This is a genomic window from Paenibacillus artemisiicola, assembly GCF_017652985.1.
Classification (GTDB): Bacteria; Bacillota; Bacilli; order Paenibacillales; family Paenibacillaceae; genus Paenibacillus_Z; species Paenibacillus_Z artemisiicola.
Genome location: NZ_JAGGDJ010000055.1, coordinates 18,049 through 34,991, shown reverse-complemented (window position 1 = coordinate 34,991; position 16,943 = coordinate 18,049). Strand labels below are relative to the sequence as shown.

At 65.7% G+C, this 16,943-nt stretch carries 12 protein-coding genes; 2 read left to right on the top strand and 10 right to left on the bottom strand.

What is annotated here, in order from left to right; all coding sequences use genetic code 11:
* The 7 genes from I8J29_RS29820 to I8J29_RS29790 all read right to left on the bottom strand — a co-directional run.
* Nucleotides 1-1,401 (bottom strand): ATP-dependent DNA helicase (locus I8J29_RS29820; RefSeq protein WP_476703919.1); only part of this gene is annotated, 1,401 nt, incomplete at its 3' end.
* Nucleotides 1,402-1,495: 94 nt separating this feature from the next.
* Nucleotides 1,496-5,236: a response regulator gene (locus tag I8J29_RS29815; protein ID WP_208850955.1), complete on the bottom strand. Its 3,741-nt coding sequence runs from the start codon at nt 5,234-5,236 to the stop codon at nt 1,496-1,498.
* Nucleotides 5,237-5,335: 99 nt separating this feature from the next.
* Nucleotides 5,336-6,421 (bottom strand): AI-2E family transporter, encoded by a 1,086-nt coding sequence (locus tag I8J29_RS29810; RefSeq protein WP_208850954.1) that lies wholly within the window; start codon nt 6,419-6,421, stop codon nt 5,336-5,338.
* Between the two features lie 168 nt (nt 6,422-6,589).
* Nucleotides 6,590-6,790, bottom strand: a complete 201-nt coding sequence (locus tag I8J29_RS29805) for a cold-shock protein (protein ID WP_090642387.1) — start codon at nt 6,788-6,790, stop codon at nt 6,590-6,592.
* 299 nt (nt 6,791-7,089) lie between these two features.
* A complete protein-coding gene (locus I8J29_RS29800) occupies nt 7,090-8,154 on the bottom strand; it encodes a ThiF family adenylyltransferase (RefSeq protein WP_208850958.1) in 1,065 nt (354 codons plus the stop codon).
* 265 nt (nt 8,155-8,419) lie between these two features.
* Nucleotides 8,420-9,442: an adenosine deaminase gene (add, locus tag I8J29_RS29795; RefSeq protein ID WP_208850953.1), complete on the bottom strand. Its 1,023-nt coding sequence runs from the start codon at nt 9,440-9,442 to the stop codon at nt 8,420-8,422.
* A gap of 241 nt (nt 9,443-9,683) precedes the next feature.
* Nucleotides 9,684-10,574, bottom strand: coding sequence for a LysR family transcriptional regulator (locus I8J29_RS29790; protein WP_208850952.1), 891 nt, complete (start codon nt 10,572-10,574; stop codon nt 9,684-9,686).
* A 153-nt stretch (nt 10,575-10,727) separates the two neighbouring features.
* Between I8J29_RS29790 and I8J29_RS29785 the strand changes: the two genes are divergently transcribed.
* Both I8J29_RS29785 and I8J29_RS29780 read left to right on the top strand, forming a co-directional pair.
* A complete protein-coding gene (locus tag I8J29_RS29785; RefSeq protein ID WP_208850951.1) occupies nt 10,728-10,904 on the top strand; it encodes a hypothetical protein in 177 nt (58 codons plus the stop codon).
* 243 nt (nt 10,905-11,147) lie between these two features.
* Entirely contained in the window at nt 11,148-12,506 is a 1,359-nt protein-coding gene (locus I8J29_RS29780) for an outer membrane protein assembly factor BamB family protein (RefSeq protein ID WP_208850950.1), read from the top strand.
* 733 nt (nt 12,507-13,239) lie between these two features.
* Here the strand turns inward: I8J29_RS29780 and I8J29_RS29775 are convergent.
* The 3 genes from I8J29_RS29775 to iolC form a co-directional block, all read right to left on the bottom strand.
* Nucleotides 13,240-14,259 carry a LacI family DNA-binding transcriptional regulator gene (locus tag I8J29_RS29775; RefSeq protein WP_208850949.1) on the bottom strand — a complete coding sequence of 340 codons (1,020 nt, stop codon included), beginning with the start codon at nt 14,257-14,259 and terminating at the stop codon, nt 13,240-13,242.
* A 64-nt stretch (nt 14,260-14,323) separates the two neighbouring features.
* Nucleotides 14,324-15,778: a CoA-acylating methylmalonate-semialdehyde dehydrogenase gene (locus I8J29_RS29770; RefSeq protein ID WP_208850948.1), complete on the bottom strand. Its 1,455-nt coding sequence runs from the start codon at nt 15,776-15,778 to the stop codon at nt 14,324-14,326.
* Nucleotides 15,779-15,938: 160 nt separating this feature from the next.
* Nucleotides 15,939-16,940 (bottom strand): 5-dehydro-2-deoxygluconokinase, encoded by a 1,002-nt coding sequence (gene iolC / locus I8J29_RS29765; RefSeq protein WP_208850947.1) that lies wholly within the window; start codon nt 16,938-16,940, stop codon nt 15,939-15,941.
* Nucleotides 16,941-16,943: the final 3 nt, after the last annotated feature.

Below are 16,943 nucleotides of genomic sequence, written 5' to 3'. Positions count from 1 at the left end.
GGCGCCGCCTTGGCCCGCCAGCGCGCGCTCCGCCTCGGCGACGAACGCCTCCGCCAGCGCGACCAGCGCCTCCGGCAGCTCGGCGACCGCCTCCCGCTGCCGTTCGCCGATCCGCTTGCGCTGCGCGAGCAGATGCTCGTTCACCGCCTTCGCCGCGCGGTGCACGCCGGGAAGCGCCCCCTTCGTCGCCCGCTGCACGTCCAGAAAGGCGCTCTTAAACAGCTCGGCGGAGTACATGTCCCGCGCCCGGTCGACCAGGTTGTGCGCCTCGTCGACGAGCACCGCCGTCCGCCGCTTCTGCTCGTCGAACATGCGCTTCAGGTTGACGCGCGGGTCGAACGCGTGGTTGTAGTCGCCGATGATCGCGTCGGCTCCGTACGCCGCGTCGAGCGAGAATTCGAACGGGCATACCCGGTGCTTGCGCGCGTATGCCTCGACGACCTCCCGCGTGATCAGCGTCTCGTTGCCGCGCAGATCGAGCAGCGCCTCGTTGATCCGGTCGTAATAGCCGTCGGCGAACGGGCAATGCTCCTTGCCGCAGCGGACCTCTTCCTGGAAACAGATTTTCTCCTTGGCCGTCAGCGTCACGGACTGGAGCCGCAGCCCCTTCTCCCGCAGCAGGGCGAAGGCGCTCTCCGCCGCGACGCGGGCGCTCGTTTTCGCCGTCAGGTACAGGACGCGCTGCAGCACGCCTTCCCCGATCGCCTTCACCGCGGGGAAGATCGTCGACATCGTCTTGCCGATGCCCGTCGGCGCCTTCGCGAACAGCTTGTGCCCGTCCGCGATGCTCTGGTACACCGCGCCCGCGAGCTTCCGCTGGCCAGAGCGGTACGCCTCGAACGGGAACGGCAGCGCCTTGACGCTGGCATCCCGGGCTTCGGCGTGCTCCGCCTGCTGCAGCGCGCTGGCGTAATAGGCGCGCAGCATCTCATCCAGGAAGCGCGCCAGCTCCTCCCGCGTCCACCGCTGCCGAAACCGCCGCTCTCCCTCGCTCTGCACCTGCACGTACGTCAGCTGGACCGTCACGGCCGCCAGCCCGCGGTCCCCCGCGATGATGGCGGCATAACACCGCGCCTGCGCCCAGTGAACGGGGTACGTCTCCGCCTCCCCTTCCGGCAGCCGGCCGGAGGTCGACTTGATCTCGTCGACGACGACCTCGCCGTCCTCCGCGAGCAGCCCGTCGCAGCGCCCGTCCACGACGAAGAGGAGATCGTCCATGACGATCTCCTTGCTGACGTACACTTCCCGTTCGTCCCCTTCGCCGTACCCCTTCTGCACGCGCTGATGCGCCTTCGTGCCTTCCGTCAGCGCCGCCGCCGTCCGGAAGCCGGACTCGATGTCGCCGCCGCGGTGCGCGTACTCCACGAGCGCCCGCACCGAGAGCTGGATTTTCGCCTTCATCGCCGTCGCCGCGCCTCCCGCAAGAACATTCGTTCTCTCCATTGTACCAGCAATCGCGGCCGGGATGAAGCCCCGCGGCCCGCGCCGGCGGCCCTTACGTGTACAGCCACACCTTCAGCAGCGACAGCAGCTTCTCGATGTCGATCGGCTTGCTGATGTAGTCGGAGGCGCCGGCGTCCAGGCAGCGCTGGCGGTCCTCCTTCATCGCCTTGGCCGTCAGCGCGATGATCGGCAGCTTCTCGAACCGCGGCATGGCGCGGATCGCCTTCATCGCCTCGTAGCCGTCCATGTCCGGCATCATGATGTCCATCAGGACGAGGTCGAAGTCCGGGTCCTTCTCCAGCAGCTCCAGCGCCTCGCGCCCGCTCTCGGCGAACGAAATCCGCATGTCGTACGATTCCAGCACGTTGGAGAGAGCGAAAATGTTCCGGATGTCGTCCTCGACGAGCAGCAGCCGTTTGCCCTCGAACGCCGTCTCGTTGTTGTAGAGCCGCTCGAGGATTTGCCGCCGGTCCTCCGGCATGTTCGCCTTCACCCGGTGCAGGAACAGCGCCGTCTCGTCGAAGAGCCGTTCCTGCGACTTGACGTTCTTGATGATGATGCTCTCGGCGTATTTCTTGAGCTCCAGCTCCTCGCGCATGTCGAGCTCCTTGCCGGTGTAGATGATGATCGGCAGCTGCTTCAGGCGATCCGACCGCCGGATGCGGTCCAGCAGCTCGAAGCCGGAGATGTCGGTCAGCCCGAGGTCGAGCACCATGCAGTCGAAATGCTCCTTGCCCAGCTCCTCCAGCGCTTCCCGGCCCGTGGACACGGCGGTGATGAGCACGTCGTCGTGGCCGATCAGCTCCACCATGCTGTCGCGCAGAACGATGTCGTCCTCGACGATGAGCAGCCGCTTCAGGTCGCGCGCCATGAACGATTCCACGCGGGAGAGCGCCTGCTCGATGTGCGCCTTGTTCACCGGCTTCTTCAGGAACGCCATCGCCCCCATCGTCAGCCCCTTCTGCGGCTCGTCGACGACGGAGATGACGTGCACCGGAATATGCCGCAGCTCCGAATGCTGCTTCAGCCGCTCCAGAATCGACCAGCCGTCGATGACGGGCACCTGGATGTCGAGCAGAATGCCGTCCGGCTTATACAGGTGCGCGAGCGCCAATCCTTTGTCGCCTTCCAGCGCGATCAGCGCCTTGAACTTGCGCGCCCGGGCCATATCGAGCAAAATGCCGGCGAACCGCTCGTCGTCCTCGATGATGAGCAGCACCCGGTCGCCCGCCCGGATGTCGTCGCGGTCATCCTCCAGCGAGGACGGCGCCAGCAGCTCGGGGCTCGTCCACTCGATGCTCGGCGCGAGCAGCTGCTCCTCCCGGCGGGCCGCCTCCCGGCTTGCCGCCGCTTCGTCCGGCGCCGGAGCGCCGACGCCCGGCTCGCCGACGGGGCCGCGCGGCTCCCGCGCGGAACCGGGTTCCGCCGCCGCGGGAAGACCGGCGGGCGCGGCGTCCTCGAACCGCTCCGGCACGTACAGCGTGAAGACGCTGCCGACGCCCTCCTCGCTCTCGATCGCGATCCGGCCGCCGATCAGGCCGGACAGCTCGCGGCTGATCGTCAGGCCGAGCCCCGTGCCGCCGTATTTGCGGCTCGTCGAACCGTCGGCCTGCTGGAACGCCTCGAAAATGATCGCCTTCTTCCCGTTCGGAATGCCGATGCCGCTGTCGGCCACGGAGAAGGCGACGATGCCTTCGGCTCCGTGCCCGCCGGGCCAGCCTTCGGCCCCTGGCGGAGGCCCTTCCGGCCGGTGCATCCGCAGCGTGACATGGCCCTGATGGGTGAATTTGAAGGCGTTGGAAAGCAGGTTCTTCAAGATCTGCTGCAGCCGGTGGCCGTCCGTCCGAATCGCCTCCGGCAGATCGCGCGCGATCTCGACCCGGAACGCGATGCCCTTCTTGCCCGCGAGCGGCTCGTAGCCGCGCTGCAGCGCGTCCCGGATGTCGGCCAGGTAGACCGGGCCGATCTCGATTTTCATTTGTCCGGCTTCCACCTTGGACAAATCGAGGATTTCGTCGATCAGGCGCAGCAGGTCCGTGCCCGAGGAATGGATCGTATTGGCGAATTCCACCTGCTTCGGCAGCAGGTTGCCCTGCTTGTTGTCCGCCAGCATCTGCGACAGGATCAGCAGGCTGTTCAGCGGCGTTCGGAGCTCATGCGACATGTTGGCCAAGAATTCCGACTTGTAGCGCGACGCCGCCGCGAGATCGTCCGCCTGCCGGGCCAGCGCCGAATTTTGATGCGCGATCTGCTTGTTGAACGCCTCGGTCTGGTGCATCTGGATCTCCAGCCGCTGGGAACGCTTCGCCAGCTCCGAATTGCTCTCCTCGAGCTCTTCCTGCTGGCGCTGCAGCCGCTCCTCCGACCGCTTCAGCGCGTCGTTCGACGCCCGCATCTCCTCCTGCTGCGCGAGCAATTGCTCGGACTGCGACTGCAGCTCCTCGGACTGCTGCTGCAGCTCCTCCGTCTGCGCCTGCAGCTCCTCGGCGAGCGTCTGCGACTCCTCCAGCAGCCGGGCGACCTGCATCTGCGCCTTGACGTTGTTGAGCGCGATGCCGACGTTGCCGCGGCTTTGCTCGATCAGCTCCAGGTGCGCCGGCGAGAACGCATGCAGCGACGCGAACTCCGCCACGCCCTCGACCCGGCCTTCGAATTCAATCGGGAAGACGAGGATGCTCTTCGGATCGGAGTCTCCGAGCCCCGTCGTGATCCGGACATGCCGCTCGGGCAGCCCGTCCAGCAGGAACACCCGCTTCTCGAGCGCGCTCTGGCCGACGATGCCTTCTCCGATGGCGAACCGCTCGAGCCCGGCCGGCGAGCCGGACGCGGCGTACGACGCGCTCCGGACCAGCTTGTCGCCCTGCCGGACATAGAAGACGCCGTAGGCCGCGTCCAGCAGCTCCGCCGTCTTCGCCATGAACGACTGCGAGAGTTCGCCGACATGCGAGACGCCTTGGGTGGACACCGCGATCTCGGCGATGCCGGATTGCAGCCGGTGCGCCCGCTCCTGCGCGTCCAGGAGGCCGTTCGTCGCCTCGCTCAGCTCCCGCACCTCGTCGCGCGTGCGCACTTCGATCCGCCTCGCCTTCCGCTCCCCTTCGGAGGCGGCGATGTCGCGGATCGCGTCGATGACCTGCCGGATGTTCCGCACGATCGTGCCGGAGATGACGAGCGAGACGGCGACGACCAGCACGGTCACGATGAGCAGCACGAGGTACAACCCGATCTTCAAGCTCCGGTTCTTCGCGTCGAGGTCGTCGATCCGCTGCTGCGTCAGCGCCTTCTCGACGTTCAGGAAATCGGTCAGCTCCAGGCGCAGCGCGTCGATGATTTTTTTGCCGGGATCCAGCCGGAAGAATTGATTCAGCGTCGCCGCATCGCCCGCGTTCTTCGCCGCGATGACGGGCTCGCCGGCGGTTTCGATCCACCGCTCGACGTTCGCGCGGATCTCCTGCAGCTTCGTCTGTTGGCCGGGATTATCCGCGACGAGCCGGTACAGCTCGTTGTACGCCGCCAGCCAGTCCGCGCGGGACGACGTGTACGGCTCCAGGTACGTTTCCTGGCCGGTGAGCGCGTAACCGCGCTGCCCCGTCTCCATATTCAGCATATGGTTCTCGATCTGGTACGCCAAATCGTGCACGGTCATGTCGTGGCCGTTGATGAAGTCGATCTCCCGGTCCATCGAGCTCATCCGACCGTTCAGCACCGCGATGCAGATGCCCACGCAGACGAGCACGATCAAGTACCCGAGCATGATTTTGGATCTTAACGTAAACCTCGCATTCTTCCACATCCGGTCGTCCCTCCACCATTGTTGAACCTTAAACGGCCCGCTCCTTCGCAGCATGCCAAAAAGCAACGTCCCTCGGGAACCGTTGCTCCGGCCGGCGGCTCAGTCCACGAGCTCTTCCACTTTCTCCGCCAAAAACAGATTGTACACGCGCACCACGATGATCTTCACGACCATATACGCCGGAATGGCGAGAATGACGCCGAGGATGCCGGCGATGTCGCCCGCCACGAGCAGCAGCACGATCGTCGTCAGCGGATGGATGTCCAGCCGCCGGCCGTAGATGCTCGGGGACAGCACGTTCCCCTCGATCTGCTGGGCGATGATCGTCACGACCACGACCCAGAACGCCATCGTCGGCGACACGGTGAACGCGACGATGATCGACGGGATCGCCCCCAGAATCGGTCCGATGTACGGAATGATGTTGAGGAAGAACGCCGCGATCGCGAGCAGCAGCGAATACGGCAGCCCGATGATCAGGAAGCCGATGTACAGCATGACCGCGAGCAGGCACGTGATGATGACCCGCCCCACGATGAAGCCGCTGAGCGCCCCGTCGATCTCCTTCAGCACCTCTTGTCCGTCCTTGCGGTACCGGCGCGGCACGACGTGCAAAATCGATGCCGGGATGTGGTCGCTCTCCTTCAACATATAATACAGGATGATCGGCACGGTGGCGATGATGATGACGAAGCTGGTCACGACCGACACGACGTTCGTCACGTAGTCCGAAGCCGCGGTAATGGCGTCGTTCAGGTACTCCGACAGCTTCGTCGTGAGCTCCGACTCGTCGCCCGCGAAGCTCGAGAACACCGGACTGTGCTGCAGCCGGGTCAGCTGGTACCGGAAGCCGTCGATCAGCTCCGGCGCGCCCTTCACGAAGTTCTCCAGCTGCGCCTGCAGCGTCGGCCACACGACCGCGGCGAAGATGCTGAGCAGCCCGGCGAGCAGCACGTAGATGACCAGAATCGCGAACACCTTGCTCATTTGCCGCCGGACCATCACGTTCACGACCGGCCGAAGCAGGTAGTAGAAGAACCCCGCGAGCATGAACGGCACGATGAGAATATTGAAGATCGTGAGGAGCGGCTTGAAGATAAAGCTGATCTTCGCGGTCAAATACACGATTAGAAGCAGCGCGATGATCACCAGGCAAATCCGAAAAAACCCTTTTTGCAGCGACATGGCCAACCCCCCCGGCTTGTACGGACAGTCTGAAACGCATTACCCCTTTATTAACCGGTTCGGATCTCGGTTGAAACAGGGGCATCGTCTCCGAAGGGGCGCCACGCGTGCAAAAAAGAACAGCCCCGCGCAATTTGCGCGGGGCTGCTCGAACCGAAACGGTAAAACTTACAGTTTTACGACGTTTTCAGCTTGAGGACCACGGTTGCCTTGAACAACGTTGAACTCAACGCGTTGGCCTTCGTCAAGCGTTTTGAAACCTTCGCCTTGGATCGCGGAGAAGTGTACGAATACGTCGTTGCCGCCTTCGACTTCGATGAAGCCGAAACCTTTTTCTGCGTTAAACCATTTAACTGTTCCTTGTTGCATGGGGAATTACCTCCAAAAATTAAATTAACATGTACTTTTTATTCGTGGTAGCGAAATAAAAAAATCACACATTGAAAAACGTACCATTCACAAAATGACACCCTTTTCAATATGTGAATTCGGGGGTTTTTATGATTAAGGCCATAGTAACATATCTGATTTTGAAATGCAATGAGCTTACAAGCTTTTACAAAAATTTGTGGGCGTTCCGAAAATCCGGCGAAACTGGCAACGACCGCTTGCCTTTGCTATTATACGCGGCCGCTGCCCATTATATACACGCTTCCGCCGAAAATGAATCAAGAACCGATGTACCGGTCGTACAGCGACTGCGCCCGGGCGAGATCCTCCGTGCCCTGAACGAGCACGCGCCCGTCGGGGAACACGACGAGCCGCTCGCCCTCCGGCAGCTCCGCCCGCAGCAGGTACGGGTTCGCCGTCACCGCGCAGGAACGGCTCAGCCGTTCGCGCGTCTCCGCGAGATCGAGGCTCCGGCGGCCGCCGATCTGCACCGTCTCGCGGCCGCACAGCGTCACGGGAAGCGCGGCGTCCTCCGCGTTCAGCGACGGATAGCGCCGCAAGCCGCACGTCGGGCACGCCGGGCTCGGCTCCGGCAGCCGCATGTCCATCGTGCCGTGCCGCCAGACGTCCATCGACAGCAGCCCCTTCCGCAGCGACGCCTCGTCGCCGACGAGCAGCTTGAGCGCCTCCACCGCCTGCAGGGAGGCGACGATATCGACGATCGGCGAGATCACGCCGACCGTGTCGCACGTGTCGCCCGCGCCGTCACCCCCGCCCAGCAGGCAGCGCAGGCAGGACGTCCGGCCCGGCACGAACGCCGCGGTCATGCCGCTCGAGCTGACGGCCCCGCCGTAGACGAACGGAATGCCGTGCTTGAAGCAGACGTCGTTCACGAGCAGGCGCGTGCCGAAATTGTCCGTCCCGTCCAGCACGAGGTCGGCATCCGCCAGCAGCGCTTCCGCGTTCGACGCCGTCAGGTGCGCCACGACCGGCTCGATCGCGATGTCCCCGTTGATCATGGCGAGCCGCCGCTCCGCCGCGACGACCTTCGGCCGCGCCTGCAGGACGTCGTCCTCGTCGTACAGCATCTGCCGCTGCAAATTGCTCCGCTCGACGTAATCGCGGTCGATCAGCCGCAGCCGCCCGACGCCCGCCCGCGCCAAATGGTTCGCGATCACGGTGCCGAGCGCGCCCATGCCGACGACCGCGACCCGCGCCGCCTCGATCTTGCGCTGGCCGTCTTCGCCGATCGGCGCGAACAGCATCTGGCGCGAATAGCGCTCGCGCCGCCGGCGCTCCTCTTCTTCCGTCTCCCGCCGCGCCGCCGAAGCGCCCGTCTCCATGCCCATGCTTCCCTTCGACTCCTCTCGCCGCGCGCCGGCTTGCCCGCCGCCGGCCGCGCGACACCTTTTCCCGTTAGTATACGGGACAACCGGCCGTGAAGTCGACTCCCAGGGGCGGCCTTCGGAACCTGTCGCGTCACGCGGGCGCGAACGTCCGACGCCCAGGACGCCGGCTGCGTGCCCGGCACGGGCCGCTCGGGCCGGCACCGGCGCGCATGGTCGGAGACCGCCGGCACCGGCGGCTCCACCGCGTCACCCTCCGTTCTTACAGTCCCATTGCCGCCAGTTCGTCGTCGATCCGCTTCGTCAGCGCCCGTTTCTCCGTCTCCCCGAGGAACGCCGCCCGCGCGCCGTTTCGGATCAGGCCGGCCAGCTCCCGGTCCGAGAAGCCGAACTTCTCCGCGACGATGCCGCATTCCCGCGTGAGGTCCGTTCCGGATACGCCCGGATTGTCCGTGTTCACCGTGACGACGAGCCCCCGGTCGAAATAATCCCGGATCGGGTAGTCGTCCCAGCCGCTCACCGCTTTCGTCTGAATGTTGCTCGACGGGCACATTTCGAGCGGAATGCGCCGCTCCAGCACGCGCTGCATAATGGCGGGATTCTCGCGCAGCCGCACGCCGTGCCCGATGCGCGACGCGCCGAGACGCTCCACGGCCTCGAGCACGTTTTCCGCCCCGCCCGCTTCGCCCGCGTGGATCGTGACGGGCAGCCCGCGCTTATCGGCGAGCGCGAAGACGTCGCGGAACCGCTCCGGCGGATACGCCGCCTCGTCGCCCGCCAGATCCACCGCGACGATGCCGCGCCCGGCGTACCGGGCCGCCGCCTCGACGACCTCCAGATTGGCGGCGCGGTCGTGGTTCCGCATGCAGATCGCGATCGCCCGGCCTTGGATATCGAACTGCTTTTCCGCCCGCTTCAAGCCCTCAATCACGTAATGGACGGCCTCTTCCGCGCGCATTCCTTTGAGGCGGTGCAGCCGGGGCGCGAAACGGACCTCGACGTAGCGGCAGTTCTGCGCGGCCGCCTGCTCCAGCGTCTCGAACGCCGCGCGCTCCAGCGCCGCCCCGGACTGCAGGAACCGGGTCGTGAACGCGAATTTGCCGAGATATTCCGGAAGGCTGCGGCAGTCGTCGTCCACTTGCATATGGGGCAGGAGCCCCGCCTCCGTGGCGGCCGGCAGCCCGATGCCCTCGGCCGCGGCGATCGCGAGGACGGTGGCCGGACGCAGGCTTCCGTCGAGATGGACGTGAAGATCGACCTTGGGCAGCGCATGCCATCGATTCATGAGCGGTTCCTCCCTATTTATCTTCTAAAAAAGCCCCCGCGAGCGCGATGGCCTTCCCTCAATTGCGGTCGAAGCCGCGCCGGGCGCCGAGCGGCAAACCCTGGCGTGCATCGCCGTACGGCACTTTTACCTCTGCATTCGGTCCTGCTTCTTGACGCGGCCTTTCCGGCCGGACCCCCCGGATGCGCGAACAGGCAGAACCCCCCGCCTTCGCGGAATTCCGCCTGTCTTTGCCCGCCGTTTACACGGTTTGCGCCTCTTGGCCCTCCGTGAGCAGCTCGATGAGATGCTTCATCGGCGTCGTCATGTATTTGCGCTTGCGGTAGACCAGCTGCGTGTAGAAAGAGAGATCCTCCATGCATAGCGGCACCGTGCACAGCTGCTCCTTCTCGAGCTCCGACCGGATCGCGATGCGGGGGATGAGCGCGATGCCGAGGCCGTAGACGACGCATTGCTTGATCGCTTCCATGCTGCCGAGCTCGTAGGCGAGCCGGTACGGAATTTGCCGCGTCCACAGCTCCCGCTCGAGCGCCGCGCGGTAGGTGCAGTCCTGCTCCGTCATGATGAACGACTCCCCGCTCAGCTGCCGCCATTCCACCGCCTTCAGCTTGGCGAAGGGATGGTCCGCGCTGGCCGCGACGACCATCTCTTCCTTGCGGATGACGATGCTGTCCAGCTCCGGGTCCGCGAGCGGAACGTCGAGCAGGATACCCATATCGGCCTCGCCGTCCCGCACCGCCTGCTTGACCCGTTCCTCCTGCGCCGGCTCCAGCAGTACCTGCACCTGGGGATACATCCCCCGGAACCGGTGGAGGTACTTGGGGAGCAGGAACGCCGCCATCGTTTCGATCGAGGCGATGCCGAGGGCGCCGCATTCCTGCCGGCCGACGACGGATTTGGACTCCTGGAAGAGGTCGGCGATCTGGTTCGCGTAGAGGAGCAGCTGCTCGCCCGACTGCGTCAGCCGCATCCGCCGCCCGAAGCGCTCGAACAGCACGACGCCGTATTCCTGCTCCAGCTTCTGGATCTGCGTCGTGACGCTCGACTGCGCGTAGCCGAGCTGGTCCGCCGCTTTCGTGTAATTTTGCCACTTGGCCACCTCGCGAAACGTGAGGAAATGCTGAATGTCCATGCCCGCCAACCCCCTTGACGCATCGAAAAAACCGATCGTAGTTATCGAATATTATAGATAACTGCCAATCTGAAGTACATGATAAACTTTCCTTCGAGCAGGGAGGAAATGAGTTCCAAAACTGCAATTCATGTGTCAACGGAGTGATCGAACATGTTAAACCACTACGAGCATCAAAAATTGGCGGAAATGAAAGAAGACGAACTCCGCCGGCGGGCGTCCGGGCAATGGATGCGGGAGCCCGGGAACGGCGGCAAACCCGCCGCGGCCGCGCAGCCGAAAGGCATGCTCCGGCGGATCCAGGCCGTGCTGGCGGCGCTGTTCGCATGAGGGCCGCGCGACGCCTAGACCGACGACCGAGCCGCCGTTGCACGCCAGACGAATAGCGCCGCTTTCCGGTACGACCGTACCCGGAGAGCGGCGTTTTCTGCGTTTATGGGGCACGAAGACATCAATAAATTCCCTGCGTTTGCAACCTTTTACAAATCGGACGCGTTTGAGAAGGCATATCCGGGCCCAGTGCCCGCTTGAACTAATAGCAGGTTACAATTCAAGGAATGGACGGTGCACGCGATGACAACGAAAAGCATGTGGAGGACGACGGCCGCGCTCGGCTTGGCCGCGGCGATCGTTTTCGGGGCGATGCCGGGCGGACAGCCGGCCGCCTACGCCGAGCAGCCGGTGGTGAGCAGCGCTACGCCGATTTACGGCCCGCAGGCGTCCGCGCCGGTCGTCAAGCCGGCCTGGCAGCTGCCGCTGGCGAAGTTTCAGCAGGACGGCCGCACGTACACGGCCGCGCTCGCCGAGGAAGGGCGCGTGTTCGCGCTCGTGACGGGCGGGCAGCTGGCCGCCTACGACGGCGCGACCGGCAAGCGGCTGTGGAAGTACGGCGCGGGGCTGAAGCCGCTGCTGACGTACGACCGGGGCGTCGTGTACGGCGTGGCGAAGGACGGCTCCGTCTACGCGGTCGGCACGAACGGCGCCAAGAAGTGGACGGCGGGCATCCGCGCGGACCAGGCGGGCAGCATCGAGCCCGTCGGCGACATGGTCTACGTCACGCAAAACCTGACGCTCTTCGCGCTCGACCGGGCGACCGGCAAGCTGCGCTGGAAAACGACCGAGACGGGCGGCGAATACGAGGCCGGCCTGACCGGCGTAACGGTGTCGGACGGCGTCGCGCTGCGCAGCTATATGGTGCAGGGCGCGCTGTCCTCGAGCCAAATCAACGCCTACGACGCGAAGACCGGCAAGCAGCTGTGGACCGCGTTCCGCCAAGGCGCCCCGCTCGCCGCGAAGGACGGGCTCGTCTATTCCGTCATGGACACGTTCATGGTCGGCGACAACGACTCCGTGAACAAGAGCCTGCATATCGCGGCGCTGAGCCTCAAGACCGGCGCCAAGAAAGGCGAACGCGTCTACAAGTGGACGACGCAGCCCGAGATTCCGGGCGAATACCGCTTCGGCGGCGCGAACGGCTCGGCGTTCCTCGACGGGAACGACCTATACGTCTACCAGGACCAGGCCGTGGCCAAATACGATTTCGCCGCCTACGCCGCGGACGGCAAGCCCGTTCAGCGCTGGGCCGCCCCGAACGGACGGGATTACCAGCCGCTGTACCGGGTATACGGCGGCCGGCTGCTGTACCAGAACGTCCACGACCACGGCATCCTGGCGCTGAAGACGGCCAACGGGCAGTTCGTGACGTACCCCGGCGGCGTCCAGCCGGTGCAGACCGATCTGTTCGGCAACGGGCTCTACGTCGCCCGGGCGGACGGATCCATCGACGCGTACGATTTCGCGGCGCTGAAGCCCGCGTTCACCGTGAAGCTCGGCTCGCGGGATTTCGAGCCGACGCTGAAGTCCGGCGCGCTCGCCTACGTCCGCGCGGGCGGCACGCTGTACGCGGTGAAGCTGCCGGCGGCCTTGCGGTAAGGCGAGGCAGAGGCGGGACGGCGGAGCGCCGGGGCGCGTGGTTAGGCGAGGCGGCGATCGTGCGAGAAGCAGTAGGCGGAAAGCCCGCGCGCGGGTCGCGAGGACGGGTTGCGGCGGAGCGGGAGGACGGCGGGCGCGGAATCAGCGAAGCGCCGGGCGGCGCGTTGGTGGAGCTAGGCGAGGCGTCGGTCGTGCGAAAAGCAGTAGGTGGAAAGCCCGCGCGCGGGTCGCGAGGACGGGTTGCGGCGGAGCGGGAGGACGGCTAAGCGCCGGCAGGCGGGGCCAGCCACCTAACGCGAGCGGCGGCCGGCGAACAGCATTTAAAGCCACGTTTGCGGCCATCCCCACCGTTCCTTGCCACCTTAGCGGACACAGAATCCGCTATTCGCGCGAAAATGCCGATTCGGCCTTTTTCGCGGACACAGGCGCCGTTATTGGGGGTTCAACCCCCAATTGACCCGGCGTTTTGGCCAAATAAGCGCTCCTGTGGCCGCCAAACTCCGAAAACGCGTTAGAAAACCAAAATAACGGATCTCCTGTCCGCTCAGCATTAGGAATAGACGCGGCTAGGGGGCGGCCTATCGCATCGTCACACGCGCTTGCTGCCGTCGCGGATACCGCGCAGCTTCGCCAAGCCGCGAGCAACAGGTCCGCCGCCAGCGCAGTCCTTGCGACCGCTGCCGCCAGCCTTTCGCCGGCCGCCCACGCCGCTAGCGCCCGCGCCGCGTCTGTCTCACGCCTCCGCCGCGCCGCCCGGCGCCTGCGTCGACGCGCGCACGACCAGCTCCGGCAGCAGCACGACGCGCTGGCGGGCCGGCTCCTCGCCGCCCATCTGCTTGTGCAGCAGATCCACCGCCTGACGGCCGAGCTCGCGGATCGGCTGGCCGACCGTGGTCAGCGCGGGGTCGATGATGCCGCACAGGAACGTGTTGTCGAACCCGACCACGGACAGCTCGCCGGGCACCGGAATGCCCCGCGCCCGCGCCGCCTGGATCGTGCCGATCGCGAGCAGGTCGTTGCAGGCGAACACCGCCGTCGGGCGGTCCGCCGCGTCCAGGATGGCGCCCGCGACGTCCATGCCCGACGCGACCGAGAAGTCGCTGACCGCGACCCGGCGCCCCTCGAACGCCACGTCGTGCGCCGCCAGCGCCGCCCGGTAGCCCTTCAGCCGCTGGCGCGAGCTCTCGAGGTCCATGCTTTCGACGATGATGGCGATGTCCCGGTGGCCGAGCCGCAGCAGATGCGACGTCGCCAGCAGCCCGCCCATATAGTCGTCGACGAGCACGGTGTTCACCGGCGAACGCGGCACCTCGCGCGCGATGACCGTCACCGGCAGCTTCCGGTCCGTGAGCAGGTCGAGCGATTCCGGATGCGCGAGGCCGGTGGCGAGCAGGACGCCGTCGACGCCCTTTTGCTGCAGGAAGGTGAGGTAGTCGCGCTCCTTCTCCACGCGGTTGTCCGTGTTGCAAATCACGATATTGTAGCCCAGCTCGTGCGCCCGGTCCTCGATGTTCCGCGCCAGCTCGGCGAAATACGGATTCGAGATGTCCGGCAGCAGCAGGCCGAGCATGTAGGTCTTCTTGCTCGAAAGCGCCGTCGCCACGAGGTTCGGGGCGTACCCCATCGCCTCCATGATGTCCGTGACGCGCGCCCGCGTTTGCTCGCTGATCTTGCCCGTCCGGTTGATGACCTTGGACACGGTGGCGATCGAAACGCCCGCCTCCCGGGCGACGTCGTAAATCGTCGGCTTCATGCGTGAACGTCCCCCGTTTTTTATGCTCATCGTATCATAGGTCGGGCGCGGTCCGCCATGACGCCTAGTAGCGGGCCACGATCATTTTCTTGCGGGTGTAGAACTCGACGCCGTCCTTGCCGTTCGCGTGCAGGTCGCCGTAGAACGACTTCTTGAAGCCCGAGAACGGGAAGAACGCCATCGGCGCCGGCACCCCGACGTTGATGCCCAGCATGCCCGCGTCGATCGTCTCGCGGAACTGCCGCACGGCGCCGCCGTTCGTCGTGAACAGGCAGGCGCCGTTCGCGAATTCGGATTCGTTCGCCCACGCGACCGCGTCCTCCAGCGTGTCGACGCGGACGATTTGGAGCACCGGCGCGAAAATCTCGTCCTGCCAAATCTTCATGTCCTTCGTCACGCCATCGAAGATCGTCGGGCCGACGAAATAGCCCGGCCCTTGGGCGGCCGGCGCTTCCCGCCCGTCCAGCACGAGCGTCGCGCCTTCTTCGAGGCCCTTCTCGATATAGCCGAGCGTGCGGTCCTTGTGCGCGCCGCGGATGACCGGGCCGAGGAAGACGCCCTCGCCCATGCCGTTGCCGATGGACAGCCCTTCGGCGCGCTCCTTCAGCTTGGCCACGAGCGCGTCGCCCGCGCCGCCGACGGCGACCACGACCGAGCACGCCATGCAGCGCTCGCCGGCGGAACCGAAGGCCGCGTTCGTGATTTCCTTGACCGCGAGGTCGAGGTCCGCGTCCGGCAGGACGATGGAGTGGTTCTTGGCCCCGCCGAGCGCCTGAACGCGCTTGCCGTGCGTGGCGGCGGTCTTGTAGACGTACTCCGCGACCGGCTGCGAGCCGACGAAAGAGATCGCCTTGACGCCCTCGTGCTCGAGCAAGCCGTTCACGACGTCATGCGCGCCGTGCACGACGTTGAACACGCCGTCCGGCAGCCCGGCTTCCTTGAACAGCTCCGCCAGCCGGTTCGCCGTGAGCGGCGTCCGCTCGGACGGCTTCAGGACGAACGTGTTGCCGCACGCGATGGCGAGCGGGAACATCCACGACGGCACCATCATCGGGAAGTTGAACGGCGCGATGCCGCCGACGACGCCGATCGGATAGCGGTACATGGCGGATTCGATGCCCGTCGCGATGTCCGGCAGCACGCTGCCCATCATGAGCGTCGGCGCGCCCGCCGCGAACTCGACGCATTCGATGCCGCGCTGCACTTCGCCGTATGCCTCGCCGTAGCTCTTGCCGTTCTCGAGCGTGACGAGCTTCGCCAGCTCGTCCCATTGCTCCACGAGCAGCTGCTGGTATTTGAACAATATCCGCGCCCGCTTCGGCACCGGCGTCTGGCTCCAAGCCGGATAGGCCTCTTTTGCCGCCCGGACCGCTTCCTCCAGATCCTCGCGCGTGGACAACGGCACGTTCACGAGCGTCTCGCCCGTCGCCGGGTTCGGCACCGCCTCCGACCGTTCGGAACGGGACGGCACGTAGCGCCCGCCGATATAATTGGCTACCGTTTGCATGCTATCAGCCATTTCTCTTCACTCCTATCGTAAAATCCGATCTTAAAATCCAATCGCAAAAACGAGCGCTTGGCCGGCGCGCGGCGTTTGCCTCCGCGAGGCGTCCGGCCGCGCGCCGATGCCGAGCGGCGCCCTCGCAAAGACCAATAAGCGCGTCGCCGGCCTCCGCTTGCTACGCTTCCAGCGCGCCGACATTGCGCAGCACGTCCTCGACCTGCGCCCGCGTCGGCATGGCGTCCGAGCAACTGTGGCTCGAGACGACGATGTGCGCCGCCGCCGCGCCGTAATCCTGGCACTTCGGCACCGGCCAGCCCTGCAGCAGGCCGTACAGGAACGCGCCGGCGAAGGAATCGCCCGCGCCGAACGTCTTGACGACGTTCGCCGGGAACGTGCGGCCCGGGAACGCGCCGCCGGCCGCGTCGTAGGCGACCGAGCCGTCGCCGCCGCGCTTCACGACGACGAGCTTCGCCCGATGGCCCAGCCAACGGGCGACGACCGCCGCTTCGTCGAACGGCGCGTCCGTCTTCGGCTCCAGCAGCGAGAATTCCTCGATGCCGCCGAAGATGACGTCCGCCTGCTCGGCCGCGAGCGCGCAGTACGTGTGAATCTCGTCGCGGTTCGCCCACGTGTACGGCCGGTAGTCGATGTCGTAGACGACCGCCGTGCCGTGCTTGCGCGCGTAGCCGATCGCCGCGAACACCGCTTCCCGCGAAGGGCTCGCGGCCAGCGCCGTGCCGGAGACGACGAGCGCCTTGGCGGAGGCGATCAATTCTTCGCTGACTTCGCCGGGCGTCAGCTTCAGATCCGCGACGTTATCGCGGTACATGAGGATGCTGCAATCCGTCGGCGATTTGATTTCCGTGAACGCGAGGCCCGTCACCGCGCCCGTCGCATCGTCCACGACCGACGTCGTGTCGATGCCCGTCTCCTCCAGGTAGCGCCGGATGAAGCGGCCGAAGCCGTCGTTCGCGATTTTCCCGATGAAGCCCGTCTTGGCCCCGAGCCGCGCGAGCGCGACCGTGATGTTCGCCGGGGAGCCGCCGAGATAGCGGGTGAACGTGACCGTCTCCTCGAGCGGCCGGTGAATCTCATTGGCGTTCAAATCGATGCACAGACGGCCGATGCTGACGAAATCCAGCGCGCGGCCCTCCGGAAACGCGAATCCGCTGCTCATCGT